Origin of the sequence: Rhodobacter sp. Har01 (genome assembly GCF_020564565.1) — a bacterium.
Taxonomy (GTDB): domain Bacteria; phylum Pseudomonadota; class Alphaproteobacteria; order Rhodobacterales; family Rhodobacteraceae; genus Pseudogemmobacter.
The window spans coordinates 192,543-218,411 of sequence record NZ_JAJCTD010000003.1; the positions used below are offsets into that span (position 1 = coordinate 192,543).

Sequence of the window (25,869 nt, forward strand, 5' to 3'; positions counted from 1 at the left end):
GGTGACTTTCACCAACAGATCAAGAGTGACCATGCACGGGCGAATCCTCATCGTAGATGATACGGCAACGAACCGGATCGTCTACAAGGTCAAGCTCAGCGACGCGTTCTACGAACCGCTGCTGGCTTCGGACGGCGAAAGCGGTCTGCGGCTGGCCCGGGAAGAGACGCCGGATCTGGTGCTTCTTGACCTCGCGTTGCCCGACATCGACGGGACCGAAGTCCTGCGCCGCCTCAAGGCCGACCCGATGACCCGCTCGATCCCGGTGATCGCCCTGTCGGCGTCGCGCAGCGGGGATGAGCGGTGCCGCGCGCTGGCCGCCGGGGCGGATGACGTGATCTCCAAGCCGTTCATCGACTCGGTGCTGATGGCGCGGATGCGCAACCTGCTGCGGATGCGGGAAGACACGCGCTTTGTCACCCGGGCCTGGGGCCAGGAGGCGCCGGCGCTGCTGGGCATGGCCGAGGCAGCGCAGCCGTTCGAGCCGGCGGGAACTGTGGCGCTGGTGGCGTCGCGGCCGGAACTGGCGCTGATCTGGAAGCATCAGCTGCTGCGAACCTTGCGTGACCGGCTGGTGGTGATGACGCGCGACCAGGTGCTGGCGCTGCCGCCCCTGCGCGACGCCACGACGCCCGACATCTTCGTCGTCGAGGCCGACCTCGACGCGCCGGGCGCCGGGCTGCGGCTGATCTCGGAACTGGGCAGCCATGCCGGCACCCGGCACAGCGCGGTCTGCATCGTCACTGCCGCGGAAGACGACGAAACCACCGTGATGGCCTTCGACCTGGGCGCCGACGACGTGCTGGCCCGCGCGGTCTGCGACCGCGAACTGGCGCCGCGTCTGCGCATCCTTCTGCGTCGCAAGCGCCAGGCCGACCGCATCCGTGCCACGGTGGAAGACGGCCTGCGGATGGCGATGATCGATCCGCTGACCGGGGTCTACAACCGCCGCTATGCAATGCCGCGGCTGGCCGGGATCGCGGCCCAGGCGGCCTCCGAGGCCTCGGACTTTGCGGTCATGGTGGTGGACCTCGACCGCTTCAAGTCGGTGAATGACCGCTTCGGCCATGCCGCCGGCGACGCCGTGCTGATCGAGGTGGCGCGCCGACTGTCGGAAAACCTGCGGATTTCCGACATGCTCGCGCGCATCGGCGGCGAGGAATTCCTGGTCGCCCTGCCGCAGACCAACCTGGCCGATGCCGAGCGCGTGGCCGAGCGGCTGCGCCAGGTGGTCGGCGACGATCCGGTGCTGTTGCCCACCGGCGAGCGGCTGCGGGTGACGGTGTCGATCGGGGTCGCGCTGGGGCACAGCGGGGCCGAGGCGGCCGAAGATGTCTCGGGCATGGTGGACCGGGCCGACCGGGCGCTGCTGGCCTCGAAGACGGCCGGTCGCAACCTGGTGACCTTCAGCCGCACTGCGGCGTAAACGGGGGCATGAACACCGGCCGGAACGGCGGCCTCAATCGCGATGTTCGCGGCGTCCGGCGCGGGTCAGCGCCTTGTCCAGCCGGTCGGCAAAGCCGGCCCGCGCTGCGGGCGTCAGCTCTTTCAGGTAGCGGGCGATCAGGTCGCGGCCAGTGGCCAGCATCTCGGCGTTGCGCGCGGCGATGGTGGCCAGCGCCGCGTCCAGCGCCGCCGGGTCCAGCGGGTCGGCGCGCAGCACCGCGATCAGCGCACCGAAATCGCCGCGCAGCGCCGCGCGGCCGTCCTTCAGCGCCGGGAAATTCTCAAGGAAGGCCAGGCGCAGCGCCTTGCGGTCCTCGCGGCTGAGGGCCTCGCCCAGGGGGCCAAAGCCGAAGTCGCGGTCGCCGCGGCCGGGCGGCCCGCCGTCGCGCAGGTAGGCGCCGGCGGCAAGGCCCGCAATGGCCAGGTTCAGCGCCAGCGACAGCGCCAGCAGGGCCTTGACCCAGCCCGCCGTGCGCGGCGCCGAAGGCGGGACGCCAGTCGAAGGGGCGGCGGTCGAAGGGGCGTCGGGGGGAACGGCATCGGACATCGGTTTCAGCCCTCGGACAGGAAGACCTCGGCGACCGGGACCAGTTCGATCCCGACCGAGGACGACAGGTAATCGTTCGTCAGCCAGCCCAGCGTCGCCGGATTGGCATAGCCCACCACCAGGCCCAGGGCCGCGGCGCAGCCCAGGCCCGCCACCACGCCCGCCCCCCCGAAGGCCGAGGCGAAGAGGACCCGAAGCCCGGGGCGCCGGGGCGTCCGCACCAAAGCCGGAGTCCGCCCGGCGGGTGCGCCCGTCGCCGCGGGGCGCGGCTGTTCGGCATGCGCCTCGGCCAGCACCCGGGCCAGGAAATCCTCGCTGGGCGGCGGCGGCGGGGTCGTCCGGGCTTCGGCCAGGAGACGGTCAAGATCAGGGTCGCGCATCGCTCAGTCTCCTTCGTATCCCAAGCCGTCGCGCTGGCCCGCCAGGGCCGACGCAAGCGCCCGCTTTCCCCGGGCGACCAGGCTTTCCACCGCCTCGACGCCCACCCCCAGGACCGCGCCGATCTCGGGGTTCGACAGGCCTTCCAGATGGCGCAGCACAACCGCCTCGCGCTGCCGGTCGGGCAGCGCCGCCAGGGCCCGCGTCAGCGCCGCCTGGCGGTCGGTCTCGATCAGCTGCGCCACCGCGCCCGGGCTGTCGTCCGCCACTTCCGGCGCGTCGTCCAGGCCGTCCTGCCGCCGCCGGCCGCGGGCCCGCAGCCGGTCGGTCGCCAGGTTCGACACCACCCGGTAAAGCCAGGTCGAGACCTTGGCCTCGCCCGTCCGCCAGCCCGGCGCCGCTCGCCACAGCCGCAGCAGCGCCTCTTGCGCCACGTCCTCGGCCTCGGCCCGGTCGCCGCCCAAGAGGCGGGCGGCAAACCCCAGCACCCGCGGCGACAGCCGCAGCACCAGGGTCCGCGCTGCCGCAGGGTCGCCGTCGGCGTATAGGACCAGAAGGTCCTCGTCCGTCATCGCCTCTGCCGTCAGATCGCGGGCCATGGTCATGCCGGGGTTCTAGCGCAAGGCATCCCTGCCGTGCAAAGGGACTGATCAGTTCCACCAGCCCCAGCCGTCGCCGCCACGGTTCTTGCCATGGCCGCGGTCGCGCTTGCCGTCGCGATGGCCCTGCATCCAGGCCTGCGCCTGCTGCATTTCGTCTTTCGACACCGCGCCGTCATTGTCGGCATCGGCCAGGTCGAACATCCGGGCCTCGACCTGGACGGCAGGCATCTCGGTGGCGGCCAGCTTGCCGTCCTTGTCGGCGTCCAGCCGCGTCAGCATCCGGGCGGCGCGGTCGGCCATGCGGGCCTGCATCATCTTCAGCTGCATCGCCGCCAGTTCGTCCTGGTTCAGAAAGCCGTCCTTGTCGGCATCGGCCTCGGTGAAGCGGGCGGTGCGGAAGGCGTCCAGCTCGGCCTGGGTGACCTTGCCGTCCTTGTCGGCATCCACCGCGTCGAACTGGTTCAGCATCATCGTCCCCATCCCGCCCGGCGCGTCCATCGGACCTTGGGCCAGCACGGCCGTGCCCAGTGCGGCAGCGGCAACAGAGACCAGGGCAATCGCGGCAAGGCTCTTGCGGTTTTTCATATTCGGTTCATCCTTGGTTTGCGTTGCGGGGGGCACCGCAGGCTGCAGCACCCCGTCATGGTTCTCAAACGCCCCGCCTGGGGGATTCCGTCGCGGCCCCTTGCGACAACTGGCCACAGCGACGCTGGGGCTTCCGTGAGTCAGAAAACGGTATATATGAGATAAATCTTACCGGGACTGTCCCGGACCTGGACCAATGATGTTGCAGACCGCCACACTTGACGACGCCGCCTCGCCGCTTCCTGACCCAGATGACCGCCCGTTCTGGCCGTCGATCCGGCGGGGCTGGCAATGCCGCTGCCCGAATTGCGGCGGCGGCCCGATGATGCGCAGCTATCTCAAGGTGCGCGACACCTGCCCGGTCTGCGGCGAGGAATTGTTCCACCATCGCGCCGACGACGGGCCGGCCTATCTGACGATCCTGATCGTCGGCCACCTGATGGCGCCGCTGATGCTGTTTGTCTTCACCCAGTGGCGGCCCGACCCGCTCACCTCGGCCACGGTGTTTTCGGTCGCTTGCGTGGCGCTGTCGCTGTTCCTGCTGCCGCGGCTCAAGGGCGTTCTGGTGGGGGTGCAGTGGTCCAAGCGGATGCACGGGTTCGGCCAGGATGACGGCTGAGCCGATTCGCCCCGCCGCAACCGTGATCCTGGTGCGCCAGTCCGCCGGCGGGCCACAGGTCCTGATGGGCCAGCGCGGCGCCGGGGCGGCCTTCATGCCGTCGAAATACGTCTTCCCGGGCGGCGCGGTGGATGCCGGCGATGGCTGCGACGGCCCGATGCCGCTGGCCGCGCCCTGCGCGGCGCGGCTGGCTTCTGCGCCGGTGCCGGCGGCGGCCCTGGTGGGCGCGGCGCTGCGCGAACTGGCCGAGGAGACCGGGCTTTCGCTGCGCCCCGACGCCCCGCCGCTGCGCTTTGTCTTCCGTGCCATCACCCCGCCCGGCCGCTCCCGCCGCTTCGATGCCAGCTTCTTCCTGGCCGATGCCGCGGGCCTGGCCGGCGACCCCGACGACTTTGCCCGCGCCTCGGACGAGCTTTCGCACCTGCACTGGATCGGCCTGGCCGAGGCGCGGGCGCTGGACCTGCCCTTCATCACCGAGGTGGTGCTGGCCGAGGTGACCAACCTCCTGGCCGGCGGCGACCAGCCTGGCGTGCCGTTCTTCGACAACTCGGGTCCGGTCCCGACCTTCCGTCGGATCGCCTGACCGCAGCGGCGCAAAGCGAAGGCGCCCACCCCGCTGTCCGCGGACCGGGCGCTTGCGTCTGTCAACGCGCCGCCGGCGTGCCCGCAAAGGGCGCGGCAGCGGGCGCTACTTGCCCTTGCGGCCCTTGCGCGTCTCGGGCGGCGTGGCGTCGTCCGGCGCGATCACCTCGGCGTCCTCGACATCGACGACGATGCCGTCATCCGACATCTCGGCCGCCATGCCGGACGCCGGGGCAGCGGCAGCGGCAGGGGCCGGGGCCGGGGCCGGCGTCGGTGCGACGGGCAGCGTATCGTCGATCATCTCGCCCGGATCGGCGCCCGATTTGTCCACCGGCCAGATCGGATGCGGCACCGGGTCCTTCGCGGTCATGAAATACTTCGAGAAGATCTCGCTGTAGCTCTTGAACACGTAGGCCTCGTTGCGGCGCTGGTAGTGGTCGCGCTTGGCGGCATACATCGCCGGCAGCTTGTACCACGACGCCTTGGGGTGCATGTGGTGCACCACGTGCAGGTTGTTGTTCAGGAACAGATAGGACAGCGGGCCCTTGTCCTCGACGATCACCGTGCGGGCGCGGAACTTCTCGTGCGCGCGGTGTTCCAGGAAGGTGCGGATCTTCAGCAACGAAGCGCCGAAGTAGGATGCCAGCACCCAGGCCCAGACCGGCATTGCGCCGAAGCCCACGATCCACAACAGCGCCAGCATCACGCCGATGCCGTGCAGCGCCCAGGCCAGGGCGATGCGGTCGTTGCCGCCCCTGATCTCGGCCAGGTCGGCCTTGACGAAAGCATAGTAGCTGATCGCCGGGCCGACCAGCATTCGCCCGGCCAGAGTGTTGTTGAACCGCATCAGGCTTTGCTGCCGCGGCGACAGGCTCTCCCAGACGGCCGGGTCAAGAAAGTTCGACTCGGGGTCTTCGTAGGGGTCGGTCAGCGCCGGGTCGTAGTGGTGCTTGAGGTGGGTGTCGCGGAACCGCAGGTAGGGGATGAACAGCCCGATGGCCGGGAACACCAGCAGGTGGTTCAGCGTCTCGTTCTGGGTCGGATGGCCGTGCAGCGCCTCGTGTTGCAGCGAGGAATGCTGTGCGACCGCCAGCGCGACCAGGATGAACGCGACCGGCCAGGCCGCCCAGAGCACCGACGTCGCCAGTGCCCAGACGACATAGGTCCCTGCCAGAATGTAGATTGTCGGCCATTCGGCCTGAGGAGTTTCGATGCGCATGTCTGACGCCTCCGTGTCTCACTCGCGCCTCGCGATACCACCTTCGCCGTTCGTCGGGAACCCCCCGGCGCTGCGAAGCATCCGCCCTTCCGGGGTCGGACGGCCTGGGTCCGGGCCGTCAGATGCCGAATCCGCAGGCCGGGCGCGGCGAAACTGCCGGTGGCGGGCCGGAACGACCGGATTCGCGCGCGCCCCTGCGATGATGTGTCGCTGCCCGTTCCGGCGGCATCCGCCCGGCCGGAGGGCCGGTCAGAACGGCCGCAGCCGGGCCCTGGAATAGCCGTTGAACGCGAAGATCTCGGCCGCCGCTGTCAGCCGGTCGGACGGAATGGCGCCGCGGTCCAGCACGAAGCCGAAGCTGCCGTCGGGCGTCGCCACCGCCAGCGTGCGATAGCCGCTGTCGACCCAGATCACCCACCAGTCCGCCATCCCCGGCACCGCCAGCCGCCCCGGCCCCGCCGCGCCCACCGGCCCCGAGACCGTCACCTCGCGCCCGTTCAGGCACAGCCGGGCCGCGATCGTCAGACCGCCGGGGCGGCGGGTGAACTCGGCTCCGCCCGGCCGGCAGCCGGGGGTTTCCGCCGCCGAATAGGCCGCCACCTGCCGCCAGCGCCCGTCCAGCCGCGCCGGCACGAAGGCCGCGACCGACCACAGGCCCGCCGCGGCCGGGCGGAACGCGGTCGCCGGCGGCGCCGCCGTCCGGACGCAGGCCGCCAGCAGCAGCAACAGCAGCGAGGCGGGCGGGGTCAGTCGAGGCACAGAGTCGTCCTCCGGCCACCGTCGTCGAGAATCTCGTTGCAGCCGAACAGCGGCTTGTAGGGGGCGCAGCTGCGCGACCGCGCCAGGCAGTCGCCGTCGCAATCCTTGCCCGAATCGCAGGATTTGCCGCCGTCGCGCGTATAGGTGACGCAGGCCCGGGCGCCATCGCCCGCCTTGGCCCAGACCCCCTTCTTCTTCTCGCAGGCGACCTGGGCCGCCGATTTCTCGACCTCGGGAACCGCCTCGGCCGCCTCGGGTGCGGGCGGGATGACCGGCTTGCCCTCGGCCGCCGCCTCGCCTTCGGCTGCCGGCGCGGCCATTGCGGACGGGCGCGGGCGCGGCTTCACGGCGCCGGGCGGTGGCGCCAGTGCGGCCGGCGTCCCGGCGGGCAGCGCGGCCGCACCGGAGCTGCCGGCCGGCGCTTCTGCCCCCGCCGCGGTCAGATCGTCCAGCACCGTGACCTCGATTTCGCCGCCGGTCACCGGATTCGGCCCGGCCGGCTTCTTCGCTGGGCCAAATGCGGGGCCAAGGGCGGGCACGCAGGCGGCCAACACCAGCGCCGCCAGCACGGCCATTGCCGCCTTGGGAAACAATCCTGCCATCGGCATCTGCCGCTCCTGCCCTTGGCCCATCTGCCCCGAAACGCCCCGCCGCCGCAAGCGGCTCAGTAGGGCCGGGCGTGTTCGCGATGCGCCGCCGCGATCTCGGCCAGCACCTCGGGTGCCAGCACCAGCCCCGCCGCGCCGATGTCCGTTTCCAGCTGGGCAACGCTGGTGGCCCCCAGGATCGGGATCGTCGTGAACGGCCGCGACCGGCAGAAGGCCAGCGCCATCTGGCAGGGGTCCAGCCCGTGCCGCGCGGCAATGCCCAGATAGGCCGCCACCGCCGGGAACACCCGCGGCGTGATCCGCCCGCCCATGTCGGGGTTGACCGCGCGCCTGGTGCCCTCGGGCGTCACGTCGCCGGCGTATTTGCCGCTCAGCAGCCCCGTCGCCAGCGGCGAGAAGGCCAAGAGCGGCATCTCCTCGATCAGGCTGAACTCGGCCCAGTCGGTATCGAACTGCCGGCACAAGAGGCTGTATTCGTTCTGCACCGATGCCATCCGCGGCAGGCCCAGCGTGTCGGCCAGATGCAGCCAGCGCGCCGCGCCCCAGACGCTTTCGTTGGACATCCCGATGGCGCGGATCTTGCCCTCGTCGATCAGCGCCCTGGCGGTGGTCAGCACGTCAGTCATGTGCGCCATCTCGGCCGCGCGGTCGGCGCCGTGCGGGGCATAGCTCCAGGCCTGGCGAAAGTGATAGCTGCCCCGGTTCGGCCAGTGCAACTGGTATAGATCGACGTAATCGGTCTGCATCCGCCGCAGCGACCCCTCCAGCGCCGTCCGCAGGCTGCGCCCGGTGATCGGCTCGCCCGGCCGCACCACCTGGCCCTTGCCGGTGACCTTGGTCGCGATCACCAGCCGCGACCGCGCGCCGCGCGCCGCCAGCCAGGTGCCGATGATCTCTTCGGTGCGGCCCACCGTCTCGGCGCGCACGGGGTTGGTCGGATACATCTCGGCGGTGTCCCAGAAGGTCACCCCCCGCTCCAGCGCCAGATCGGCCTGGGCCTGCGCCTCGGCCTCGGTGTTCTGGCTGCCCCAGGTCATCGTGCCCAGGCACAGTTCGGAGACGGTCAGGCCGGACCGACCCAGCGGAATCATCTTCATGGCGGCAATTCTTCCTTGTGCTGGCCTTTGCGGCCAAGGGTAACCGGACGGGGGGTGCCGTCCAACATGGGGAATTGAGAACAGAACGGGAACGCGATAAACTTCCCGGCATGTCTCTGCCGCGCCTCCTTGATCCGCGCCCGGCCGCGCCGCTGCAACCCCTGCCCGGCGGGGTGGCCAGCTTGCGCCGCGCGCGGGTGCATGAAATCTGCGGCACCTCGCGGCTGGCGCTGGCCGCGATGGTGATGGAGCTTTCCGAGGGCCCGGTGCTCTGGGTCTTTCCCGGCTGGCTCAACGGCCGCATCTTCCCCGACGGCTTGCTCGATTTCGCCGATCCGGCGCGCGTGGTCTTTGTCCGCACGCGGCGGCCGGAAGAGATTCTCTGGACCGTCGAAGAGACCCTGCGCTCGGGCGCCGTGCCGCTGGTGGTGGCCGAGGTCGCCACGGTGCCCGCGCTGACCCCGGTGCGCCGGATGAACCTGGCCGCCGAGGCCGGGACCGAGGCGGCGCATCACTGGGGCCGCATCGCGCCCCTTGGCCTTTTGCTGACCCCGGGCGACGGCGGCGCGGCCGGGGTGGAAAGCCGCTGGCGGATGGACGCCATCCCCTCCGGCTCGACCCTGATCGAGCGGCACCAGGCCTGGCGGATGCAGCGCCTGCGCGCCCGCGACGCCGGCCCCGGCGCCTGGACCGTCAGCCGCGACGAAGACAACCAGACCACCGTCGCCCGCCTGCCCGACTGAGGCCCCGCGGCATCCGCCGGGAAGCGATTTTCGCGCGAAAATCGTGCACGGAATTCGACTTCGAATTCCGTATCCCCGGCCGCCGCCGCGCGCGCCGGCCCGACCCTCTGGCCCTTGGCCCCGGCGCAGGATAAAAGCCCCCGACCGGCACGACCCGACCGGCACGAAAGGCGCGCGCATGGCCCGAATCCTCATCACCTCCGCCATTCCCTACATCAACGGGATCAAGCACCTGGGCAATCTCGTCGGCAGCCAGCTGCCGGCCGACCTCTTCGCCCGCTACAAGCGTGCCCGCGGGCACGAGGTGATGTTCATCTGCGCCACCGACGAACACGGCACGCCCGCCGAACTGGCCGCCGCCAAGGCCGGCAAGCCGGTGCAGGCCTATTGCGCCGAGATGCACCATGTCCAGAAGGACCTTGCCGCCGGCTTCCGGCTGTCGTTCGACCACTTCGGCCGGTCCTCGTCGCAGCGCAACCACCGGCTCACCCAGCATTTCGCCGGCAAGCTGGCCGACAACGGCTACATCTCGGAAGTGTCGGAAAAGCAAGTCTTTTCCATCGACGACAACCGTTTCCTGCCGGATCGCTACATCACCGGCACCTGCCCGAACTGCGGCTATGAGGCGGCCCGCGGCGACCAGTGCGAAAACTGCACCAAGCAGCTTGACCCGACCGACCTGATCAACCCGCGCTCGGCCATCTCGGGCAGCACTAACCTTGAAGTGCGCGAGACCAAGCACCTCTACCTCAAGCAGCGTGCCCTGCGCGACAAGCTTGAGGCCTGGATCGACTCGAAAACCGACTGGCCGATCCTGACCACCTCGATCGCCAAGAAATGGCTGAATGACGGCGACGGCTTGCAAGACCGCGGCATCACCCGCGACCTGCACTGGGGCATCCCGGTGCGCCGCGGCGAGGCGCCCTGGCCCGGCATGGAAGGCAAGGTCTTCTACGTCTGGTTCGACGCCCCCATCGAATACATCGCCTGCACCGCCGAATGGGCCGATGCCCATGGCCGCCCCGAGGCCGACTGGGAACGCTGGTGGCGCACCGACAAGGGCGCGGGTGACGTGACCTATTACCAGTTCATGGGCAAGGACAACGTGCCCTTCCACACCCTGTCCTTCCCCGCCACCATCCTGGGGTCCGGGGAACCGTGGAAGCTGGTCGACTACCTGAAATCCTTCAACTACCTGAACTACGACGGCGGCCAGTTCTCCACCTCGCAGGGCCGCGGCGTGTTCATGGATCAGGCGCTGTCGATCCTGCCCGCCGACTACTGGCGCTGGTGGCTGTTGTCCCACGCCCCCGAAAGTGCCGACAGCGAGTTCACCTGGGAAAACTTCCAGGCCAGCGTCAACAAGGACCTGGCCGACGTGCTGGGCAACCTCGTCAGCCGCGTCACCAAGTTCGCCCGCACCAAGTTCGGCGAAACCGTGCCTGCAGGGGGCGACTACGGCCCGCAGGAAGAGCAGCTGATCGAAGAGCTGTCCACCCGCATCCGCGACTACCAGCTCTGCATGGACGCCATCGAGGTCCGCAAGGCCGCAGCCGAGTTGCGCGCGATCTGGGTCGCCGGCAACGAATACCTGCAGGCCGCAGCGCCCTGGACCGTGGTCAAGACCGACCCCGAGCGCGCCCAGGCCATGGTCCGGCTGGGCCTGAACCTGATCCGCCTCTACGCCATCCTCGCCCGCCCCTTCATCCCCGACGCGGCCGAGGTGATGATGCAGGCGATGGGCAGCACCGACTGGACCTGGCCTGACGACTTGCCTGCCGCGATGCGGACGCTTGCCCCCGGCCAGCCGTTCAGCGTGCCGGAAAACCTGTTCCGCAAGATCACCGACGACGAACGCGCCGACTGGCAAGCGCGGTTCTCGGGCGTCCGCGCCTGAAAACCGGTGCCACCGGCCGCGCAAAATCGCTTGCCGGTTGCAGCCGGGGCGCCGGCACGCAGGAAAACCTGACCCCACTTGCGCATGACGGGGAATTTCATTTGCCCCGATGCGCAGGCTGAGGCAGATTTCGCGCATGCCTCCGGCCCGTTGGACCTTTTCGACCAAACCCGACAGGACGTGCAGACCTTGATCCTTGGGAGAATGACATGAAGCGTTTCCTTTCCGCCTTTGCCCTTTCGGCCGCCGTTCTGGCCGCTGCCCCCGCTGCGATGGCCGAAGACGCCGCCGCCCCGAATGCCGCTCAGCAGGCCGAGGCGCAATCGACCCTGCAGACCGCCAATGCGATGATCAACTACGGCCGCTCGAAGGGCGACGCCCTGGCGATGATCGCCGGCGTGCAGATGATGGTCGCCGTTGCCGAAGGCACCACGATCGAGGCCGGCGGCACGCCGATGGACCTTGGCAAGGTGCTGGATGAAGCCGTGGCACTGGCCGCCGGCGACGAACTGGTCGTCGCCAAGGCCGAGGCCCTGCGCGACGCCGCCGAGACCAAGACCCGTGGCGCCTGCTACTGGGAATACTGGTGTGACTGGTACGGCTACTGCGAATACTGGTACATCTGCTACTGATCCCGCCCGATTTCGGGCCTGAAAGGGGGCCAGGCCGCACCGTCGGCCTGGCCCCTTGGCTTTGCAGCCGCAGCACGCCGGAATCGCCCTATACGGGAAAAGGCGGAAAACGTCCCTTCGCAGGCGCAGAAAACCCTCAGGGCAGGCGAAAATTCGCCATCCCAGGCCCGAACCGGGAAGAATTTCCGCCCACCCCCGAAAAGACGGGAGGTTCGTGCCGCCTTTCGATGCTAGTCTCTCGGCATCGGCCCAATCGACCCCGAAGAGCTGCATCAAGGGAGAGACACCATGACCGACACCCTGACGCGCAAGCGCACCTCTGGCCTGGCTGCCGGCCCTGCGCTGCTGCTGTTCCTTGCCGTCTATGCCGGCGCGCTGGTGGTTTCGCTGGCCCCGCGCGGAACCTTTTCCACCACTCCGGCCAGCCTGATCACGGCGGGCGACTGACCCGGCACATGCCGTGCCCGCCCCCGTGCCCGTACCCGCTGCCCCCGCCGGTCAGCCGCAAACGGCCAGACCGGGCGGGCCTTCGGTAACCGTGCCGACCGCCGCCGCGGCGTCAAACCCGTGGCGGCGGAAGGTCTCCAGCACCGCCCCCACCGCCGCCGGCCGGCATGACACCAGCAGTCCGCCGCTGGTCTGCGGATCGGTCAGCAGCGCGCGGTCGATGCTGGCAAAGCCCGCGGGCAAGGTCACCTCGGCGCCGTAGCTGGCCCAGTTCCGCCCCGAGGCCCCGGTGATGTGGCCCTGCCCCGCCAGATCGCGCACGCCCGGCAAAAGCGGCACCGCCGCCCAGTCCAGTTGCAGGCCATGGCCGGCGCCGCGCGACATCTCCAGCGCATGACCGGCCAGCCCGAAGCCGGTGACATCGGTCATTGCCTGCACGCCGTCCAGCCGGGCCAGATCCGGCCCCGCCGCGTTCAGCCGCGTCGTGCTGTCGATCATCGTGGCATAGCCGGCGGCGCCCAGCGCGCCCTGCTTCAGCGCCGCCGACATCACCCCCACGCCCAGCGGCTTGCCCAGAACCAACACGTCGCCAGGCTGCGCCGCCGCATTGCGGCGCACCTGGTCGGGATGCACCAGGCCCAGCACGACCAGGCCATAGATCGGCTCGACCGAATCGATGGTGTGGCCGCCTGCAACCGGGATGCCCGCCGCCCGGCAGACCGCGGCGCCGCCCTCCAGGATGCGGCCGATGGTGGCCGTGGACAGCACGCTGACCGGCATCCCCACGATGGCCAGCGCCAGGATCGGCGTGCCGCCCATGGCATAGACGTCGCTGATCGCGTTGGTTGCGGCGATGCGGCCAAAGTCGTGCGGGTCATCGACGATGGGCATGAAGAAATCGGTGGTGGCGACGATGGCCTGGGTCTCGTTCAGCCGATAGACCGCGGCATCGTCCGAGGTCTCGATTCCCACCAGTAGCGCCTCGGGCACCACGCCCCCACCGGTGCCGCGCAGGATCTGCGACAGCACCCCCGGCGCGATCTTGCAGCCGCAGCCGCCGCCATGCGACAGCGAGGTCAGCCGTGGCTCGGCGCCGGCGCCCTTGGTCGTTGCGGTCATCGCATCCTCCGTCTTGACCGGCCGCGCATCGCGCCCGCGGCCCGGCTCTGCCCCAGCCTCTACCCGTCGCCCCGGACAAACGGAAGATGGTGCCCCGCGTTTGGACTTGAAGCCGCGGCCCGCTTCCCGCAATCCTGCGGGCATGTCCACGGCCGAACAGCCCGATCTGCCCGCCCGCCTGCGCATCCGCATCCATTTCGGCGACAGCTGGATGATGGGGCCGGGCAAGGCCGAACTGCTTGAGCGGATCGCGCGCACCGGCTCGATCGCCGCGGCGGGACGTGAAATGGGGATGAGCTACAAGCGCGCCTGGATGCTGACCGAGACGCTGAACGCCATGTTCCAGGCGCCGCTGGTGGACAGCACGCGCGGCGGCCCCGGTGGCGGCGGCGCGGTGCTGACCAAGACCGGCCAGCAGGTGCTGGCACAGTACCGCGCCTTCGAATCGCAGGCGGCCCTTGCCGGGGCAGAGGCGCTGGCCGCCCTGAAGACCCTGATGCGGGACAGTCCCGACGGAACCTGACGGCCCGGCGGCCTTTCGGGGCGGCCACTGGCGCCACTTCGCAGGGCCGCTGTGCTCATGTCCTTCCGGTCGGCACCTGGCGGGCATCTGCCTGGGCCTGGAACCGGCCCATGACCCTGCAGCCCGCTCAGCCCGGCGCGGCCACCTCCACCGCGGTGCCCCAGTCTGCGCAGCGGCGGGCCAGGTCGTCCGGCAGCGGGTAATCCGTGAAAAGCGTTTTCACCTCGGCCAGCGAGGCCACCCGCGCCGGCGCCGACCGGGCCAGCTTGGCATGGTCGCAGACCACGAAGACCTGCCGCGCCTGCCGCAGGATCGTCCGGCTCACCCGCACTTCGGCCAGGTCATAGTCCAGCAGGTCGCCGTCCCGGTCCAGCGCCGAACAGCCGATCACCGCGAAATCCACCTTGAACTGCGCGAAGACCTGCGTCGTCAGCTCGCCCACCAGCCCGCCGTCCGACCGCCGCAGCACGCCCCCCGCCACCACGATCTCGCAGCCCGGGTTCGCCGCCAGCGTGTTGGCCACGTTCACGTTGTTGGTGACCACCGTCAGGTTGCGGTGCCGCACCAGCGCGCGCGCCACCGCCTCGACCGTCGTCCCCAGGGTCATCATCACCGAGGCATTGTCCGCAATCGCCGCCGCGCAGGCCCGCCCGATGGCCGCCTTCCCGGCCGCATTCATCCGCCGCCGCGCGTCATAGCCGAAGTTCGCCACGCCCGACCGCGGCACCGCCCCGCCATGCACCCGGTCCAGATGGCCCAGGCCCGCCAGATCGCCCAGATCGCGGCGGATCGTCTGCAGCGTCACCTCGAAGCGCTGCGCCAGGTCCTCGACCACGACCCGCCCCTCGGCGCGGGCAATGTCCAGGATCTCGGTCTGACGAAAGCTCAGCGCCATGCGATCCTCTTTGCGCGCATTCCGTTCCTTGATCTTCGTTCTTGCAGCATTCGCACAAAAACGAAAGAACAAGTTGACCGAACCGCGAAAACCCCGCACCCTGCCGCCAAGACCGGAGGCGCCTTTGACCCAGACGGCCGATCTTTTCATCATCGGCGGCGGCATCAATGGCTGCGGCATCGCCCGCGACGCGGCCGGGCGCGGGCTGTCCGTCACCCTGGCCGAACAGGGCGATCTGGCGCAGGGCACCTCCTCGGCCTCGACCAAGCTGTTCCATGGCGGGTTGCGCTACCTGGAATACTTCAAGTTCCGCCTGGTGCGCGAGGCGCTTGAGGAACGCGAAACCCTGCTGGTTGCCATGCCCCACATCAGCTGGCCGATGCGCTTTGTGCTGCCCTTGCACCCCGACATGCGGTTCGAAGGCAACACCCCCGCCGGTCGCCTGCTGTCGCGCGTGATGCCCTGGATGCGCGGCCGCCGGCCGAACTGGATGATCCGCCTCGCGCTGGTCGCCTATGACCACCTTGGCGGCCGCAGGATCCTGCCGCCCACCCGCACGCTGGACCTTGGCCTCGACCCGGCCGGCAAGCCGCTGCAATCGCGCTTTCAGAAGGCCTACGAATTCTCGGATTGCTGGGTCGAGGATGCCAAGCTGGTCTCGCTCAACGCCCGCGACGCCGCCCGGCGCGGTGCCCGCATCCTGACCCGCACCCGCGTCATAGGCGCCGAACGCCAGGCCGACCACTGGCGGATCACCACCGAAACCCCGCAAGGCCCGCAGACCCACCGCGCCCGTGCCCTGGTCAACGCCGCCGGCCCCTGGGCGGGCGAGGTGCTGCGGCTGGCCGGCATCACGTCCACCGAAGGTGTCCGGCTGGTGCGCGGCTCGCACATCGTCACCCGCCGGCTTTACGACCACGACCGCTGCTATTTCTTTCAAGGCGGTGACGGCCGCATCGTCTTTGCCATCCCCTATGAGCATGACTTCACCCTGATCGGCACGACCGACGTCGATCACCCCGGCCTGCCGTCCGAGGCCCGCTGCACCGACCAGGAACGCGACTACCTCCTTGCCTTCGTCTCGCAATACTTCGCCCGGGCGGTGACCCCCGACGATGTGGTCTGGACCTATTCCGGCGTGCGCCCGCTTTATGACGACGGCGCGGCGTCGGCCAGCGCCGCCACCCGCGACTATGTGCTGACACTGAACGCCGACGGCCCGCCGCTTCTGAACATCTTCGGCGGCAAGATCACCACCTACCGCCGGCTGGCCGAGGCCGCCCTTGACCGCCTGTCCCCCGCCTTGCCGCAGATGACCGCCCCCTGGACCGCCCGCGCGCCCCTGCCCGGCGGCGATTTTCCGCATGACGGCGTGCCGTCCTTGCGCGGCGCGCTGATGGCGCAGCATTCCTTCCTGACCGAATTCTGGGCCACCCGACTGGTCCGCGCCTATGGCACCGAGGCCGCCGCCATCCTGGGGCGGTCCGGCAGCCCCGCCGAACTGGGCCGCGATTTCGGCGCCACCCTGAGCGAGGCCGAGGTGCTCTGGCTGATGACCCACGAATTCGCCCGCAGCGCCGAAGACGTGGTCTGGCGCCGCACCAAGCTGGGGCTGCGGATGACACCCGACCAAATCGCCGCCCTTGACGCCTTCATGGCCGAAACCGCAACGCGGGCCGCCGAATGACCGCCGCATCCGAACGGAGGGACTGATGACCCACATCCTGGCCATCGACCAGGGCACCACCTCGTCGCGCGCCATCGTCTTTGACGCCGCGCTGCGGGTGAAGGCCGTCGCGCAAGAGGAATTCGCCCAGCACTTCCCCGCCTCGGGCCATGTCGAGCATGCCCCCGCCGACCTGTGGTCCACCGTTGCCGGCACCGCCCGCGCGGCGATCGAGAAGGCCGGGCTGCGCGCCGCCGACATCGCCGCCATCGGCATCACCAACCAGCGCGAGACGACGCTGATCTGGGACCGCGCCACCGGCCAGCCGATCCACCGCGCCATCGTCTGGCAGGACCGGCGCACCGCCGACACCTGCGCCCGGCTGCGCGATCAGGGCCTTGAGACGATGGTCACCGACCGCACCGGCCTGCTGCTCGACCCGTATTTCTCGGGCACCAAGGTCAAGTGGCTATTGGACAACGTGCCCGGCGCGCGGGACCGTGCGGCGCGGGGCGAGCTGGCCTTCGGCACCGTCGATACCTGGTTGATCTGGCAGCTGACCGGCGGCAAGGTCCATGCCACCGACGCCACCAACGCCTCGCGCACGATGCTGTTCAACATCGCCACCGGCGACTGGGACGCCGAGCTTTGCCGGCTGCTGGACGTGCCAATGTCGCTCTTGCCCGAAGTCCGCGACTGCGCCGCCCCGTTCGGCGAAACGCGGCCTGACCTGTTCGGCCGGCCGATCCCGATCCTGGGCGTGGCCGGCGACCAGCAGGCCGCCACCGTGGGCCAGGCCTGCTTTGCACCCGGGATGATGAAATCCACCTACGGCACCGGGTGCTTTGCGCTGCTGAACACCGGCGCCGACCGGGTGCCGTCGAAGAACCGGCTGCTGACCACCATCGCCTACCGGCTGGGTGGCCGCACCATCTATGCGCTGGAAGGCTCGATCTTCATCGCCGGCGCGGTGGTGCAATGGCTGCGCGACGGGCTGAAGATCATCCGAGAGGCGAAGGAGACCCAGCCGTTGGCCGACACCGCCGATCCGACGCAGGACGTGATCCTGGTGCCCGCCTTCACCGGTCTGGGTGCGCCCTACTGGCGGCCCGATTGCCGCGGCGCGATCTTCGGGCTGACGCGGAACTCCGGCCCGGCCGAACTGGCCCGCGCCGCGCTGGAAAGCGTCGGCTTCCAGACCCGCGATTTGTTGCAGGCGATGCGGGCCGACTGGGGCGCCGCCGCCGACGGCGTCTTGCGGGTTGATGGCGGGATGACCGCCTCGGACTGGACGATGCAGTTTCTGGCCGACATCCTGGGTGCTCCGGTCGATCGGCCCGTGGTGACCGAGACCACCGCGCTGGGGGCCGCCTACCTGGCCGGGTTCCAGGCCGGGGTCTGCCCGCCGCCCGAGGACTTCCAGAAGACCTGGGCGCTCGAACGCCGGTTCACCCCCGCGATGGATGCCGCCACCCGCGACGTCCGCTATGCCCGCTGGGGCCGCGCCGTGGCGGCGACCATGGCGGTCTGACGGCGCAGGCGGTTTCCTAACAAATCGTTAAAACGGCCTGCCAAGCCCTTGAATTTCCAAGGCCCGCAGCCTGTCCCATCATGGGACACCCGGTTTCAGACATTCGACCAGCCGCCGTCGATCACATGGGCATGGCCGGTGGTGAAGCTGGATTCGTCCGAGGCCAGATAGACCACCAGGTTCGCAATCTCGTCCGCCGAGGCCATCCGCCCCATCGGCTGCCGGGCGATGAAGGCCTTTTTCGCCGCCTCATAGTCCCCCGTCGCCCGCAGCCTTTCGTCCAGGGACGGGCTTTCCACCGTGCCGGGACAGACCGCGTTGCAGCGGATGCCCCTGGTCACCATGTCCGCCGCCACCGCCTTGGTCAGCCCGATCACGCCGGCCTTGGTGACGCCATAGACGAAGCGGTTCGGCGCCGCGATGATCGACCCCACCGCGCTCGCCATGTTGACGATCGACCCGCCCCCCAACGCCACCATCCCCGGCAGGAAGGCCCGGCACATCCGGAACATCGCCGTCACGTTCAGGTCCAGCGAGAACGCCCAGTCCTCTTCGGTGCAGTCCAGGATCGTCCCGTTCGCCACGAACCCCGCGCAGTTGAACAGCACGTTCGTCTCCGGCAAATCCGCCGCGATCCGGGCCACCGCCACCGGATCGCGCACATTCAGCAGCCGCGTCTCCAGCCCCGCCGCGGCCAGGTCCTCTAGCGTCCTTGCGTTGATGTCGGTCGCGATCACCCGCGCCCCCTCGCGGTGCATGGCCATAGCCGAGGCCCGCCCGATGCCCTGCCCCGCCGCCGTCACCACCGCCACCTTGCCTTGCAGCCGCCCCGTCATCCTTGCCTCCCAAACGGAATTCCCTGCGGCCAACCTAGCCGGAGCCGAAGTGCCCTGCCAGTTCCTCTGCGCCCTTGCAGCCGGGGGCTGCAGAGGACTAGCCTCTGCCTCTGCCAGAGGAGTCCACCATGCCCCAGACCGTCACCGCCCGCGGCATCGCCTTCGACTTCGATCCGCGCGGCGGCACCCTGACCCGCCTGACCGTCACCGACGAGGGCGCCGAGATCGCCCCCCTGCACGCCGCCCCCTGGGCCGAGACCGAAGTCCCCCCCGACGCCCCGCCGCACCAGCGCTGGCTGAAGGGCGATTTCCTGGCCGCGCCCATGGGACCCGGCCCCGATGGTTTGCCCGCCGGCCTGCACGGCCCGGCGGCGAACGGCACCTGGGCCGTCACCCCCTCGGCCCCCGGCACCCTGCGGGCAATGCTCGACCAAGACATCCAGGGCGCCACCCTGATCAAGGAGCTGTCGGTCACCGACGACCACCCGTTCCTGTACCAGCGCCACCTGTTCGTCGGCGGCAGCGGCACCCTGCCGGTCTGCAACCACGCCATGGTCTCCGTGCCGAACGGCGCGAAGCTGTCGTTCTCTCGCAAGCGCTGGTTTGAAACCCTGCGCGAACCGCTGGAACCCGACCCCGCCCGCGGCCGGTCGTTCCTCGCCTACCCGCGCCGGCAGGAAGACCCGACCGAATTCCCCGCCGCCGACGGCAGCACGGTGAACCTGCACCGCTACCCCTGGGCCGAGGCGCATGACGATTTCATCTCGGCCGTCGAAGACCCCGCCGCGCGCCTGGGCTGGACCGCCGTGGTCCGGCCCGCCGAGGGCGACCTGTTCCTGTCCTTGCGCAACGCCCGCCGGCTGCCGATGACAATGCTCTGGCAGTCCAACGGCGGCCGCGACTATGCGCCCTGGAACGGCCGGCATCGCGGTTGCCTCGGCATCGAGGAAGGCGCGGCTCTGCCCGTTCTGGGCCTGTCGTCGCGCGAAACCCCCGACCCGCTGACCGCCGCCGGCCAGCCGCCTCTGCTGGTGCTGGACCCCTTCGGCACCGTCGAAGTGCGCCACATCCTGGGCGCGATCCGCTGGCCCGGCGGGCAGGCCGTGGCCGGCGTGATGCTGGAAGGCGACACCCTCACCGTCACCGGCGACTGGGGGGTGGAACGCAGGCTGCCCATCCGCGGCGGCTGGCTGGGGCTTGCGGACGGGCCGGCCGAGCCGAAGAAGCCCGCGCTGGACTGGGATCTTTAGCCCGCAAAGCCCGGCTTCTGAGCCCAGGCCCAGGCATCGCCGATCATCTGCCGCAAGTCCGATCGCTGCGGCTGCCACCCCAGCACGCTGACGGCGCGGGTGCTGGCGCAGACCAGGCTTGCCGCATCCCCCGCCCGGCGGGCGCCGATCACCACCGGCACCTCGCGGTTGGTCACCGCCCGGCTGGCCTCGATCACCTCGCGCACAGAAAACCCGCGACCCGAGCCAAGGCAGAACACCCCGTCGCCCCGCCCCTGCAGCAGCCGGCGCAGGCCCAGAACATGCGCCTCGGCCAGGTCGGCGACATGCACATAGTCGCGCACGCAGGTGCCATCGGGCGTGGCGTAGTCGGTGCCGAAGACCGTCAGCGCCGGGCGCCGGCCCGCCACCGCGTCCAGCATCAGCGGAATGAGATGCGTCTCGGGCCGGTGCTGTTCGCCCACCTCGCCCTCGGGGTCGGCCCCGGCGACGTTGAAATAGCGAAAGATCACATGGGCCAGGCCATGGGCCGCGCCAAAGTCGCGCAGGATGCCCTCGATCGCCAGCTTCGAGCCGCCATAGGCGTTGATCGGCTTCTGCGCGGCATCTTCGGTCAGCAGCACCCCGTCCTGGTCGCCATAAGTGGCGCAAGTCGATGAAAAGACGATATTCTTTACCCCCGCCGCAACGCAGGCCTCGACCAGGTTCAGCGCCCCGCTGACATTGGTGCGCCAGTAAAGCCCGGGGTCCTGCATCGACACGCCCACCAGCGACAGCGCGGCGAAGTGCATCACGGCGACGGGCCGATGCTCGGCCAGGGCCGCGTCGACGGCGGCGCGGTCCAGCAGGTCGGCCTTGACCAGCGGCCCCCATTTCACCGCCTCGGCCCAGCCGGTGGACAGGTTGTCGAAGACCACCGGCACGAAGCCCGCCCGCGCCAGCGCCTTGCAGGCATGCGCACCGATGTAGCCCGCGCCACCGGTGACCAGCACCCGATCCGCCATCTATTCCCCCTTGGGCCGTTCGGACCAAGGGGTAACGCAAGCGGGCGGGCTTGTCGAACCCGGCCGATCAGCGGGCCATGTTGCGCTGATGCTGGCGCAGCCCCTCGGCCACATCCTCGAACCAGGTCAGGTGGCCGTCTTCCAGCAAGAGCACGCCGTCGCAGAGGTCGCGGATCATCGCATCCGAATGATTGACGACGATCCCCCCCGCCCCCTGCATCCGGGCGCGGAACATCCGATCGGACTTGGTCCGGAAACCAGCATCGCCCACCGCTGTCACTTCATCGACCAGGTAGCAATCGAAGGCGATGCCCATCGACAGCGCAAAGGCCAGGCGCGCCACCATCCCGGACGAGTAGGTGCGCACCGGCAGCCGGAAATGCGCGCCCAGTTCGGCGAAATCCTCGGCGAAGGCGATCAGCTCGTCGCTGTCGACGCCGTAGATGCGGGCCACGAAGCGGGCGTTCTGCGCGCCGCTGAGGTCGGGGTGGAACGAGCCGGCAAAGCCGACCGGCCAGGACACCGACCCGTGCAGCCGGATTTCTCCGGACGAGGCCGCCTGGGTGCCGGCGATCATGCGCAGCAGCGTGGACTTGCCCGCCCCGTTGCGGCCGACCAGCCCGATGGTGCGCCCGCGCGGCAGCCGCATCGAGGTGCGGTGCAGCACCGTCTTGGTGACCCCGCTCATCCGGTAGGTCTTGGACAGGTTGACCAGTTCGATCACCTTGGTCCCCCGGGCCTAGCGACGGTCGCGCAGCGAATAGTACAGCATGACGGCGATGCCCCAGAGCATGAACAGGAACACCGCCACCACGGCCATGATCTTGCCGCGCTCTGGGAAGCGGGCACTTTCGGCCAGCGTCGGCGCGATGTGCGGCGCCAGGTAGCGGCTTTGCCGCCGCGCCTCGGTCTGCGCGGCCTCATGTGCGGCGCGCGCCGCGGCATAGGCGGTTTCGGCAAAGCCGCGATCGACCTGAAGGCGCTCATACTCGGCCACCACGTCGGCCATCACCTCGCCCTCGCCATCGTTGCCCAGGCCCAGCTTCTGCCGCTCGGCGGCGATGCGTGTTTCGATCACCTGGATGCGCTGTTCCATCGGGCCGATGCGCGGGTCTGCCTTGGCGCCACGGTCGCGCAAGAGGTCCAGTTCGACCCGTGCCGCGGCCAGTTCCTGCTGCAACCCGGCCAGGATGCCGCTTTGCGCAGCCAGATCGGCCGCCGGATCGACCAGCTGGTGGCGGTTGCGGAAATCGGTCACCGCCTGGCGGGCGGCGCGCAACTCGGCCTCTGCCTCGGCGAGTTCTTCCTGCGTGTAGCGGATCATGTCGGCAGCGGCGATGTCGTTCAGCCGGTTGATCATCGCGTTCGATCTTGCAAACACCGCCGTCGAGATGCGCCTGGCATCCTCGGCATCGAAGGCCAGCACCCGGATCTCGATCAGCCGCGTGCTGGCATTGTAGTAGACCGTCACCATGTCTTCCCAATAGCTGACCAGATCCTCGATCGTGCCCTCTGGGTCGAAGGCGAAGACCGGGTCGCCCTCGGCCTTGGACCACAGGGCGCGCAGGCCGACTTCGGTGTCGATTTCGGCCACCAGCGGCTGGCTGAAGATGTATTCATACAGGATGTCGGTGTCGGCCGAGCCGCTGCCCGAGATCGAGGCAAAGCCGCGCAGCAGCGACAAGGCGGACTCGGTCTGTTCCTGGTGCACCGAGAAAGCCACAGTCGAGGCATACTGATCCGCCGCCCGCGTCCAGAGATACCAGGCGCTGATCGCGGCAGGCAGCGCCACGCCCAGGACGAAGGACAGCGCCACAAGGTGGTGGCGCAGGCGAAACCGTCCGGGCCTTGCCGGGGGAAGGATGCGCAGGACGGTCGCCTCGGCCCGGCCGGACAGCGCCGGAGCGGCAGCCGAAGCCGGAGCCACGACGGTTGGCCTGGCTGGCGCCGGCGGACCGGGAGGCGTGAGTGTTGGGGCCGGGGGTTGCGCCGCCGGGGGCCTGTGACCGACCGGCGTGGCCTGTGCGGGGGAAAGCGGGCGTTCTGCGCTCACATCGTCCTCATGCCTTGACGGAAGGGGTTGCCCGCGGCCACAGCCAGACCGCAGGTTGTGCGGCCGCGCCCGCACGGCACGCCACGCTTGGCGCAACCCGCGGCGGATGCTAAGGAAACCGCAGACCCTGAAAGGACCCTCGCGCCCGCATGTGTGCGCAACCGATCCACCCAAGCGGGAATTCCCCGCCGCCCCCGCGGCGACCGCTGTTCAGCTTCCGGGCGGTCGGCGCGCTGATGCTGCGCGAGATGGCCACGTCCTACGGGCGTTCGCCCGGCGGGTTTCTCTGGGCGATCCTGGAACCCGTGGCCGGCATCGCCATCCTGACCTTCGCCTTTTCGTTCTTCTTCGCGGCCCCGCCGATCGGAACCAGCTTCGAGCTGTTCTACGCCACGGCCATGCTGCCCTTCACCCTGTTCACCACGGTCGCCAACCGGGTCAGCGGGGCGTTGGTGTTCTCGAAACCGCTGCTCAGCTATCCCGTCGTCACCTTTGTCGACGCGATCCTGGCGCGGTTTCTGGTCAACCTTCTGGCCGAGATCCTGGTCTTCTTCATCGTCATCACCGGCGTGCTGCTGTTGTTCGAGACCCGCGCCGTGATGGACATCGGCCGCATCGCCGAGGCGCTGGCGCTGGCGGCCTTCTTCGCCTTGGCGGTGGGCACGCTGAACGCCTACCTCTTCCTGCGCTTCCATGCCTGGCATGTGATCTGGTCGCTGATCTCGCGACCGCTGTTCCTGGTCTCGGGCGGGCTGGTGCTGTTCGAACGCATGCCCGAAGCGCTGCAGGCGGCGCTGTGGTGGAACCCGCTGGTGCATGTCACCGGGATCATGCGCTCGGGGTTCTTCCCCGACTATCCCGACAGCTACACCTCGGCGCTGTATGTCTGCGGCGTGTCGATGGCGCTGCTGCTGTTCGGGCTGCGGCTGCTCAGCTGGCATGCCAAGTGGCTGCTGCTGGAACACTAGGCGCATGGTCATGCCTTTCCCAGCGCCAGGCCCAGGTGCAGCGCGGCCTGCGACAGCCGGCCCTGGCGGTACAGGCCCAGGCGCGCCATCTGCGTCAGGCGATGCCGCAGCGGGCTGCGTCGCAGCGCCAGGAAATCCTGCAAGAGACGGCGGTTCTTCGGCGTCAGCAGGTGCTGGCAGGCGCGCAGGCCCCGAAGGTTGGCGTCGACCCGGTCGCGGTAGCGCCCGCCCAACGCCCGGACCATCCCGGCAGCGCGGGCGAGCGGCCCGTCGTTGCGGCCGATCTGGTTGCCGTCGTGCTGGCGATACAGCACCATCGGTTCGGGGTCGCGGATGAAGGTTGCGCCGGCGCCCGAGAGGACCAGGTAGATCCACCAGTCATGCAGCGGCACCTGGGCGGCCTGGGCGGCCGGCAGGCTGGCGCGGACGATGGCCAGGGCGGCGGCGTTCATCACCATGGCATTGCCTGGCAGGATGTTCTCGACCAGAGCGTTGGCAAAGCCCGGGTGGCGACGCCACGCCGCATCGCGCCCCTGCGGCCGCAGGTCGGCGTCGGTGAACAAACGGGCGCCGACCACCACGCCGGGTTGACCTGCCGGCAGATTGGCCAGCGCGGCCTGGGCGCGGCGCAGCTTGCGCGGCAGCCAGACGTCGTCCTGGTCGCACAGCGCGGTGATCTCGGCCGCCAGGGGTGCCTGCGACAGCAGCGCCAGGAAGGCCGCCGCCGCCCCCTGGCGCGGGCCTTCCGTCAGCCGCAGCGCCGCGCCCCGCAGGGCCGTATGGGCCTGAAGCCAGGTCCGCGACCCATCGGTCGAGCCGTCGTCCGAGGCGTAGACGCGCACCGAGACCCCCTGTTGCGCGTAGACGCTTGCCAACTGTTGCGGCAAGTGCCGCGCGCCGTTGCGCACGGCCAGAAGGACGCTGGCCTTCGGAAGGGCGAGGTCTTCGAACAGATCGAGAGCGACATGCATCGGCTCAGCCCTCCGTGACACGGGCCGCCGCACGGGCGGCGCGTTCGCGCACCACCGCCACCAGGCGGGCGTCGGCGGCATTGGCGCGCGCAAGGAATGCCAGCACTTCAGGCGCGCGGAGCACCGCCCTTTCAAAGCGGCAGGGAAGGGTCACCTCGCGCGGGACCGTCAAGCCGGGGTGGCCGGTCATCTCGATCGCAAGCAGCCCGATCTCGTCGTGAAGGCGGATGCTCTCATGGCTTTCCAGGCCACGGCGCATCTCGGCCGCGGTCATCGCCTCGGCGCCGGCCGGAAACAGGGCCCGGGCCTGGGCGTTCAGGAAAACGCCGGAATGGCGGTCAAGCGTGCGGATCATCCCGGCCGGATCGGTGCAGTCCGCGCCGGCCAGCGCCTCGGCCGCGCCGCGGATCTGCGGGTTCAGCGCCTGAAGCACGGCCGGCCCCTGGCGGTGCTGGTCGAGAAGCCAGGCGCAGATCGCAGCGACATGGTCCACCGGCCGGCGCACCAGGGTGAACAGGCGAAGCGGCCGCCGGGTGGCGCCGCCAAGCAGACAAAGCAGCTTGTACGGGGCCAGATGGCCCGAGATCCAGCCGCTGTGCTGCACCTGCCGGGCCAGCGCGGCGGGATCGCCTTGCAGACTCTCGGCATGCCAGATGCCGGGGCCAAGCGCCTGGTGCAGCACCTCGAAGAGGCGGCTGCCGGCGGCACTGCCGAGTTGGAGATAGACCACCAGCGGATCGCGCCTGGCATGGCCAGGCAGATCGACCAGCCGCGCACACCGGCCGTGGGTCTGGCCCGCCGTGCTGCGGTGCGGCTCCCGGTCGACGCCCGCGTCCGGCCTGCGATCGGAAGCGGGGTCGAAAACGGTCGGAAGGCCGTGGAACCCGGGTTGCGCCATGGCAATCATGTTCTG

At 69.9% G+C, this 25,869-nt stretch carries 28 protein-coding genes; 12 read left to right on the forward strand and 16 right to left on the reverse strand.

The annotated features are described in order from the left end of the window. Positions 1 to 31 precede the first annotated feature (31 nt). Complete coding sequence (locus LHP98_RS09435; protein ID WP_227252282.1) at positions 32 to 1,426, forward strand: diguanylate cyclase; 1,395 nt, start codon at positions 32 to 34, stop codon at positions 1,424 to 1,426. 33 nt (positions 1,427 to 1,459) lie between these two features. On the opposite strand, the gene LHP98_RS09440 is transcribed toward LHP98_RS09435, so the two are convergent. From LHP98_RS09440 to LHP98_RS09455, 4 genes are read right to left on the reverse strand one after another with little or no spacing between them, the layout of a single operon-like run. After that, entirely contained in the window at positions 1,460 to 1,993 is a 534-nt protein-coding gene (locus LHP98_RS09440; RefSeq protein ID WP_227252283.1) for a periplasmic heavy metal sensor, read from the reverse strand. A gap of 5 nt (positions 1,994 to 1,998) precedes the next feature. Further along, on the reverse strand, positions 1,999 to 2,373 hold the full coding sequence (locus LHP98_RS09445; RefSeq protein ID WP_227252284.1) for a dihydroorotate dehydrogenase: 375 nt from the start codon (positions 2,371 to 2,373) through the stop codon (positions 1,999 to 2,001). Between the two features lie 3 nt (positions 2,374 to 2,376). Further along, entirely contained in the window at positions 2,377 to 2,976 is a 600-nt protein-coding gene (locus tag LHP98_RS09450) for an RNA polymerase sigma factor (RefSeq protein ID WP_227252285.1), read from the reverse strand. Between the two features lie 45 nt (positions 2,977 to 3,021). Beyond that, the gene (locus LHP98_RS09455; protein WP_227252286.1) at positions 3,022 to 3,558 is read right to left on the reverse strand and encodes an EF-hand domain-containing protein; all 537 of its coding nucleotides are present in this window, start codon (positions 3,556 to 3,558) and stop codon (positions 3,022 to 3,024) included. 196 nt (positions 3,559 to 3,754) lie between these two features. Here LHP98_RS09455 and LHP98_RS09460 point away from each other — a divergent pair, with 196 nt between their 5' ends. Both LHP98_RS09460 and LHP98_RS09465 read left to right on the forward strand, forming a co-directional pair. Then, on the forward strand, positions 3,755 to 4,177 hold the full coding sequence (locus LHP98_RS09460; protein ID WP_227252287.1) for a DUF983 domain-containing protein: 423 nt from the start codon (positions 3,755 to 3,757) through the stop codon (positions 4,175 to 4,177). Next, a complete protein-coding gene (locus LHP98_RS09465) occupies positions 4,167 to 4,760 on the forward strand; it encodes an NUDIX hydrolase (protein WP_227252288.1) in 594 nt (197 codons plus the stop codon). The genes LHP98_RS09460 and LHP98_RS09465 overlap by 11 nt, the downstream gene beginning before the upstream one ends. Before the next feature lie 105 nt (positions 4,761 to 4,865). Here the strand turns inward: LHP98_RS09465 and LHP98_RS09470 are convergent, their stop codons facing one another. The 4 genes from LHP98_RS09470 to LHP98_RS09485 all read right to left on the reverse strand — a co-directional run bounded on the left by LHP98_RS09470 (position 4,866) and on the right by LHP98_RS09485 (position 8,442). Further along, positions 4,866 to 5,978 carry a fatty acid desaturase gene (locus tag LHP98_RS09470; RefSeq protein WP_319638930.1) on the reverse strand — a complete coding sequence of 371 codons (1,113 nt, stop codon included), beginning with the start codon at positions 5,976 to 5,978 and terminating at the stop codon, positions 4,866 to 4,868. 249 nt (positions 5,979 to 6,227) lie between these two features. After that, the gene (locus LHP98_RS09475) at positions 6,228 to 6,737 is read right to left on the reverse strand and encodes a lipocalin family protein (protein WP_227252289.1); all 510 of its coding nucleotides are present in this window, start codon (positions 6,735 to 6,737) and stop codon (positions 6,228 to 6,230) included. Then, positions 6,725 to 7,345, reverse strand: coding sequence for a hypothetical protein (locus tag LHP98_RS09480; protein WP_227252290.1), 621 nt, complete (start codon positions 7,343 to 7,345; stop codon positions 6,725 to 6,727). The genes LHP98_RS09475 and LHP98_RS09480 overlap by 13 nt, the downstream gene beginning before the upstream one ends. 56 nt (positions 7,346 to 7,401) lie before the next feature. Next, positions 7,402 to 8,442, reverse strand: coding sequence for an aldo/keto reductase (locus tag LHP98_RS09485; protein WP_227252291.1), 1,041 nt, complete (start codon positions 8,440 to 8,442; stop codon positions 7,402 to 7,404). 110 nt (positions 8,443 to 8,552) lie between these two features. Between LHP98_RS09485 and LHP98_RS09490 the strand changes: the two genes are divergently transcribed. The 4 genes from LHP98_RS09490 (at position 8,553) to LHP98_RS09505 (ending at position 12,161) form a co-directional block, all read left to right on the forward strand. Further along, positions 8,553 to 9,185 (forward strand): ImuA family protein, encoded by a 633-nt coding sequence (locus LHP98_RS09490; protein ID WP_227252292.1) that lies wholly within the window; start codon positions 8,553 to 8,555, stop codon positions 9,183 to 9,185. 178 nt (positions 9,186 to 9,363) lie between these two features. Continuing rightward, a complete protein-coding gene (metG, locus tag LHP98_RS09495) occupies positions 9,364 to 11,082 on the forward strand; it encodes a methionine--tRNA ligase (protein WP_227252293.1) in 1,719 nt (572 codons plus the stop codon). 209 nt (positions 11,083 to 11,291) lie between these two features. After that, positions 11,292 to 11,714 carry a hypothetical protein gene (locus LHP98_RS09500; protein ID WP_227252294.1) on the forward strand — a complete coding sequence of 141 codons (423 nt, stop codon included), beginning with the start codon at positions 11,292 to 11,294 and terminating at the stop codon, positions 11,712 to 11,714. A gap of 288 nt (positions 11,715 to 12,002) precedes the next feature. After that, positions 12,003 to 12,161 (forward strand): hypothetical protein, encoded by a 159-nt coding sequence (locus LHP98_RS09505; RefSeq protein ID WP_227252295.1) that lies wholly within the window; start codon positions 12,003 to 12,005, stop codon positions 12,159 to 12,161. A gap of 51 nt (positions 12,162 to 12,212) precedes the next feature. Here LHP98_RS09505 and selD read toward each other — a convergent pair whose 3' ends face one another. Further along, on the reverse strand, positions 12,213 to 13,280 hold the full coding sequence (gene selD, locus LHP98_RS09510; RefSeq protein ID WP_227252296.1) for a selenide, water dikinase SelD: 1,068 nt from the start codon (positions 13,278 to 13,280) through the stop codon (positions 12,213 to 12,215). 142 nt (positions 13,281 to 13,422) lie between these two features. Between selD and LHP98_RS09515 the strand changes: the two genes are divergently transcribed. Further along, complete coding sequence (locus tag LHP98_RS09515; RefSeq protein WP_227252297.1) at positions 13,423 to 13,803, forward strand: winged helix-turn-helix domain-containing protein; 381 nt, start codon at positions 13,423 to 13,425, stop codon at positions 13,801 to 13,803. A gap of 127 nt (positions 13,804 to 13,930) precedes the next feature. Here the strand turns inward: LHP98_RS09515 and LHP98_RS09520 are convergent, their stop codons facing one another. Beyond that, positions 13,931 to 14,698: a DeoR/GlpR family DNA-binding transcription regulator gene (locus tag LHP98_RS09520; RefSeq protein ID WP_227252298.1), complete on the reverse strand. Its 768-nt coding sequence runs from the start codon at positions 14,696 to 14,698 to the stop codon at positions 13,931 to 13,933. 124 nt (positions 14,699 to 14,822) lie between these two features. Here LHP98_RS09520 and glpD point away from each other — a divergent pair, with 124 nt between their 5' ends. Then, positions 14,823 to 16,385, forward strand: coding sequence for a glycerol-3-phosphate dehydrogenase (gene glpD / locus LHP98_RS09525; protein ID WP_227252299.1), 1,563 nt, complete (start codon positions 14,823 to 14,825; stop codon positions 16,383 to 16,385). A 25-nt stretch (positions 16,386 to 16,410) separates the two neighbouring features. Next, the gene (gene glpK, locus LHP98_RS09530; protein ID WP_227252300.1) at positions 16,411 to 17,895 is read left to right on the forward strand and encodes a glycerol kinase GlpK; all 1,485 of its coding nucleotides are present in this window, start codon (positions 16,411 to 16,413) and stop codon (positions 17,893 to 17,895) included. A 95-nt stretch (positions 17,896 to 17,990) separates the two neighbouring features. Here the strand turns inward: glpK and LHP98_RS09535 are convergent, their stop codons facing one another. Beyond that, positions 17,991 to 18,731, reverse strand: coding sequence for an SDR family oxidoreductase (locus LHP98_RS09535; RefSeq protein ID WP_227252301.1), 741 nt, complete (start codon positions 18,729 to 18,731; stop codon positions 17,991 to 17,993). Positions 18,732 to 18,859: 128 nt separating this feature from the next. Between LHP98_RS09535 and LHP98_RS09540 the strand changes: the two genes are divergently transcribed. Next, positions 18,860 to 19,981 (forward strand): hypothetical protein, encoded by a 1,122-nt coding sequence (locus LHP98_RS09540; protein ID WP_227252302.1) that lies wholly within the window; start codon positions 18,860 to 18,862, stop codon positions 19,979 to 19,981. On the opposite strand, the gene galE is transcribed toward LHP98_RS09540, so the two are convergent. The 3 genes from galE to LHP98_RS09555 form a co-directional block, all read right to left on the reverse strand. After that, positions 19,978 to 20,964, reverse strand: a complete 987-nt coding sequence (galE, locus tag LHP98_RS09545; protein WP_227252303.1) for a UDP-glucose 4-epimerase GalE — start codon at positions 20,962 to 20,964, stop codon at positions 19,978 to 19,980. The two genes, LHP98_RS09540 and galE, sit on opposite strands and share 4 nt — an antisense overlap. A 67-nt stretch (positions 20,965 to 21,031) precedes the next feature. Next, the gene (locus LHP98_RS09550) at positions 21,032 to 21,688 is read right to left on the reverse strand and encodes an ABC transporter ATP-binding protein (RefSeq protein WP_227252304.1); all 657 of its coding nucleotides are present in this window, start codon (positions 21,686 to 21,688) and stop codon (positions 21,032 to 21,034) included. Between the two features lie 15 nt (positions 21,689 to 21,703). Continuing rightward, positions 21,704 to 22,891: a capsule biosynthesis protein gene (locus LHP98_RS09555; RefSeq protein ID WP_227252305.1), complete on the reverse strand. Its 1,188-nt coding sequence runs from the start codon at positions 22,889 to 22,891 to the stop codon at positions 21,704 to 21,706. 275 nt (positions 22,892 to 23,166) lie between these two features. Here LHP98_RS09555 and LHP98_RS09560 point away from each other — a divergent pair, with 275 nt between their 5' ends. Continuing rightward, on the forward strand, positions 23,167 to 23,985 hold the full coding sequence (locus LHP98_RS09560; RefSeq protein WP_227252306.1) for an ABC transporter permease: 819 nt from the start codon (positions 23,167 to 23,169) through the stop codon (positions 23,983 to 23,985). Between the two features lie 8 nt (positions 23,986 to 23,993). Here LHP98_RS09560 and LHP98_RS09565 read toward each other — a convergent pair whose 3' ends face one another. Both LHP98_RS09565 and LHP98_RS09570 read right to left on the reverse strand, forming a co-directional pair. Then, entirely contained in the window at positions 23,994 to 24,956 is a 963-nt protein-coding gene (locus tag LHP98_RS09565; RefSeq protein ID WP_227252307.1) for a glycosyltransferase, read from the reverse strand. A gap of 4 nt (positions 24,957 to 24,960) precedes the next feature. Continuing rightward, the gene (locus LHP98_RS09570) at positions 24,961 to 25,863 is read right to left on the reverse strand and encodes a hypothetical protein (RefSeq protein WP_227252308.1); all 903 of its coding nucleotides are present in this window, start codon (positions 25,861 to 25,863) and stop codon (positions 24,961 to 24,963) included. Positions 25,864 to 25,869 lie beyond the last annotated feature (6 nt).

Excerpts from the sequence above, each read along its gene's own strand:
- LHP98_RS09435 (WP_227252282.1), top strand. The coding sequence starts at position 32 with ATGCACGGGCGAATCCTCATCGTAGATGATACGGCAACGAACCGGATC.
- LHP98_RS09440 (WP_227252283.1), bottom strand. The coding sequence starts at position 1,993 with ATGTCCGATGCCGTTCCCCCCGACGCCCCTTCGACCGCCGCCCCTTCG.
- LHP98_RS09445 (WP_227252284.1), bottom strand. The coding sequence starts at position 2,373 with ATGCGCGACCCTGATCTTGACCGTCTCCTGGCCGAAGCCCGGACGACC.
- LHP98_RS09450 (WP_227252285.1), bottom strand. The coding sequence starts at position 2,976 with ATGACCATGGCCCGCGATCTGACGGCAGAGGCGATGACGGACGAGGAC.
- LHP98_RS09455 (WP_227252286.1), bottom strand. The coding sequence starts at position 3,558 with ATGAAAAACCGCAAGAGCCTTGCCGCGATTGCCCTGGTCTCTGTTGCC.
- LHP98_RS09460 (WP_227252287.1), top strand. The coding sequence starts at position 3,755 with ATGATGTTGCAGACCGCCACACTTGACGACGCCGCCTCGCCGCTTCCT.
- LHP98_RS09465 (WP_227252288.1), top strand. The coding sequence starts at position 4,167 with ATGACGGCTGAGCCGATTCGCCCCGCCGCAACCGTGATCCTGGTGCGC.
- LHP98_RS09470 (WP_319638930.1), bottom strand. The coding sequence starts at position 5,978 with ATGCGCATCGAAACTCCTCAGGCCGAATGGCCGACAATCTACATTCTG.
- LHP98_RS09480 (WP_227252290.1), bottom strand. The coding sequence starts at position 7,345 with ATGCCGATGGCAGGATTGTTTCCCAAGGCGGCAATGGCCGTGCTGGCG.
- LHP98_RS09485 (WP_227252291.1), bottom strand. The coding sequence starts at position 8,442 with ATGAAGATGATTCCGCTGGGTCGGTCCGGCCTGACCGTCTCCGAACTG.
- LHP98_RS09490 (WP_227252292.1), top strand. The coding sequence starts at position 8,553 with ATGTCTCTGCCGCGCCTCCTTGATCCGCGCCCGGCCGCGCCGCTGCAA.
- metG (WP_227252293.1), top strand. The coding sequence starts at position 9,364 with ATGGCCCGAATCCTCATCACCTCCGCCATTCCCTACATCAACGGGATC.
- LHP98_RS09500 (WP_227252294.1), top strand. The coding sequence starts at position 11,292 with ATGAAGCGTTTCCTTTCCGCCTTTGCCCTTTCGGCCGCCGTTCTGGCC.
- LHP98_RS09505 (WP_227252295.1), top strand. The coding sequence starts at position 12,003 with ATGACCGACACCCTGACGCGCAAGCGCACCTCTGGCCTGGCTGCCGGC.
- selD (WP_227252296.1), bottom strand. The coding sequence starts at position 13,280 with ATGACCGCAACGACCAAGGGCGCCGGCGCCGAGCCACGGCTGACCTCG.
- LHP98_RS09515 (WP_227252297.1), top strand. The coding sequence starts at position 13,423 with ATGTCCACGGCCGAACAGCCCGATCTGCCCGCCCGCCTGCGCATCCGC.
- LHP98_RS09520 (WP_227252298.1), bottom strand. The coding sequence starts at position 14,698 with ATGGCGCTGAGCTTTCGTCAGACCGAGATCCTGGACATTGCCCGCGCC.
- glpK (WP_227252300.1), top strand. The coding sequence starts at position 16,411 with ATGACCCACATCCTGGCCATCGACCAGGGCACCACCTCGTCGCGCGCC.
- LHP98_RS09535 (WP_227252301.1), bottom strand. The coding sequence starts at position 18,731 with ATGACGGGGCGGCTGCAAGGCAAGGTGGCGGTGGTGACGGCGGCGGGG.
- LHP98_RS09540 (WP_227252302.1), top strand. The coding sequence starts at position 18,860 with ATGCCCCAGACCGTCACCGCCCGCGGCATCGCCTTCGACTTCGATCCG.
- galE (WP_227252303.1), bottom strand. The coding sequence starts at position 20,964 with ATGGCGGATCGGGTGCTGGTCACCGGTGGCGCGGGCTACATCGGTGCG.
- LHP98_RS09560 (WP_227252306.1), top strand. The coding sequence starts at position 23,167 with ATGTGTGCGCAACCGATCCACCCAAGCGGGAATTCCCCGCCGCCCCCG.
- LHP98_RS09565 (WP_227252307.1), bottom strand. The coding sequence starts at position 24,956 with ATGCATGTCGCTCTCGATCTGTTCGAAGACCTCGCCCTTCCGAAGGCC.
- LHP98_RS09570 (WP_227252308.1), bottom strand. The coding sequence starts at position 25,863 with ATGATTGCCATGGCGCAACCCGGGTTCCACGGCCTTCCGACCGTTTTC.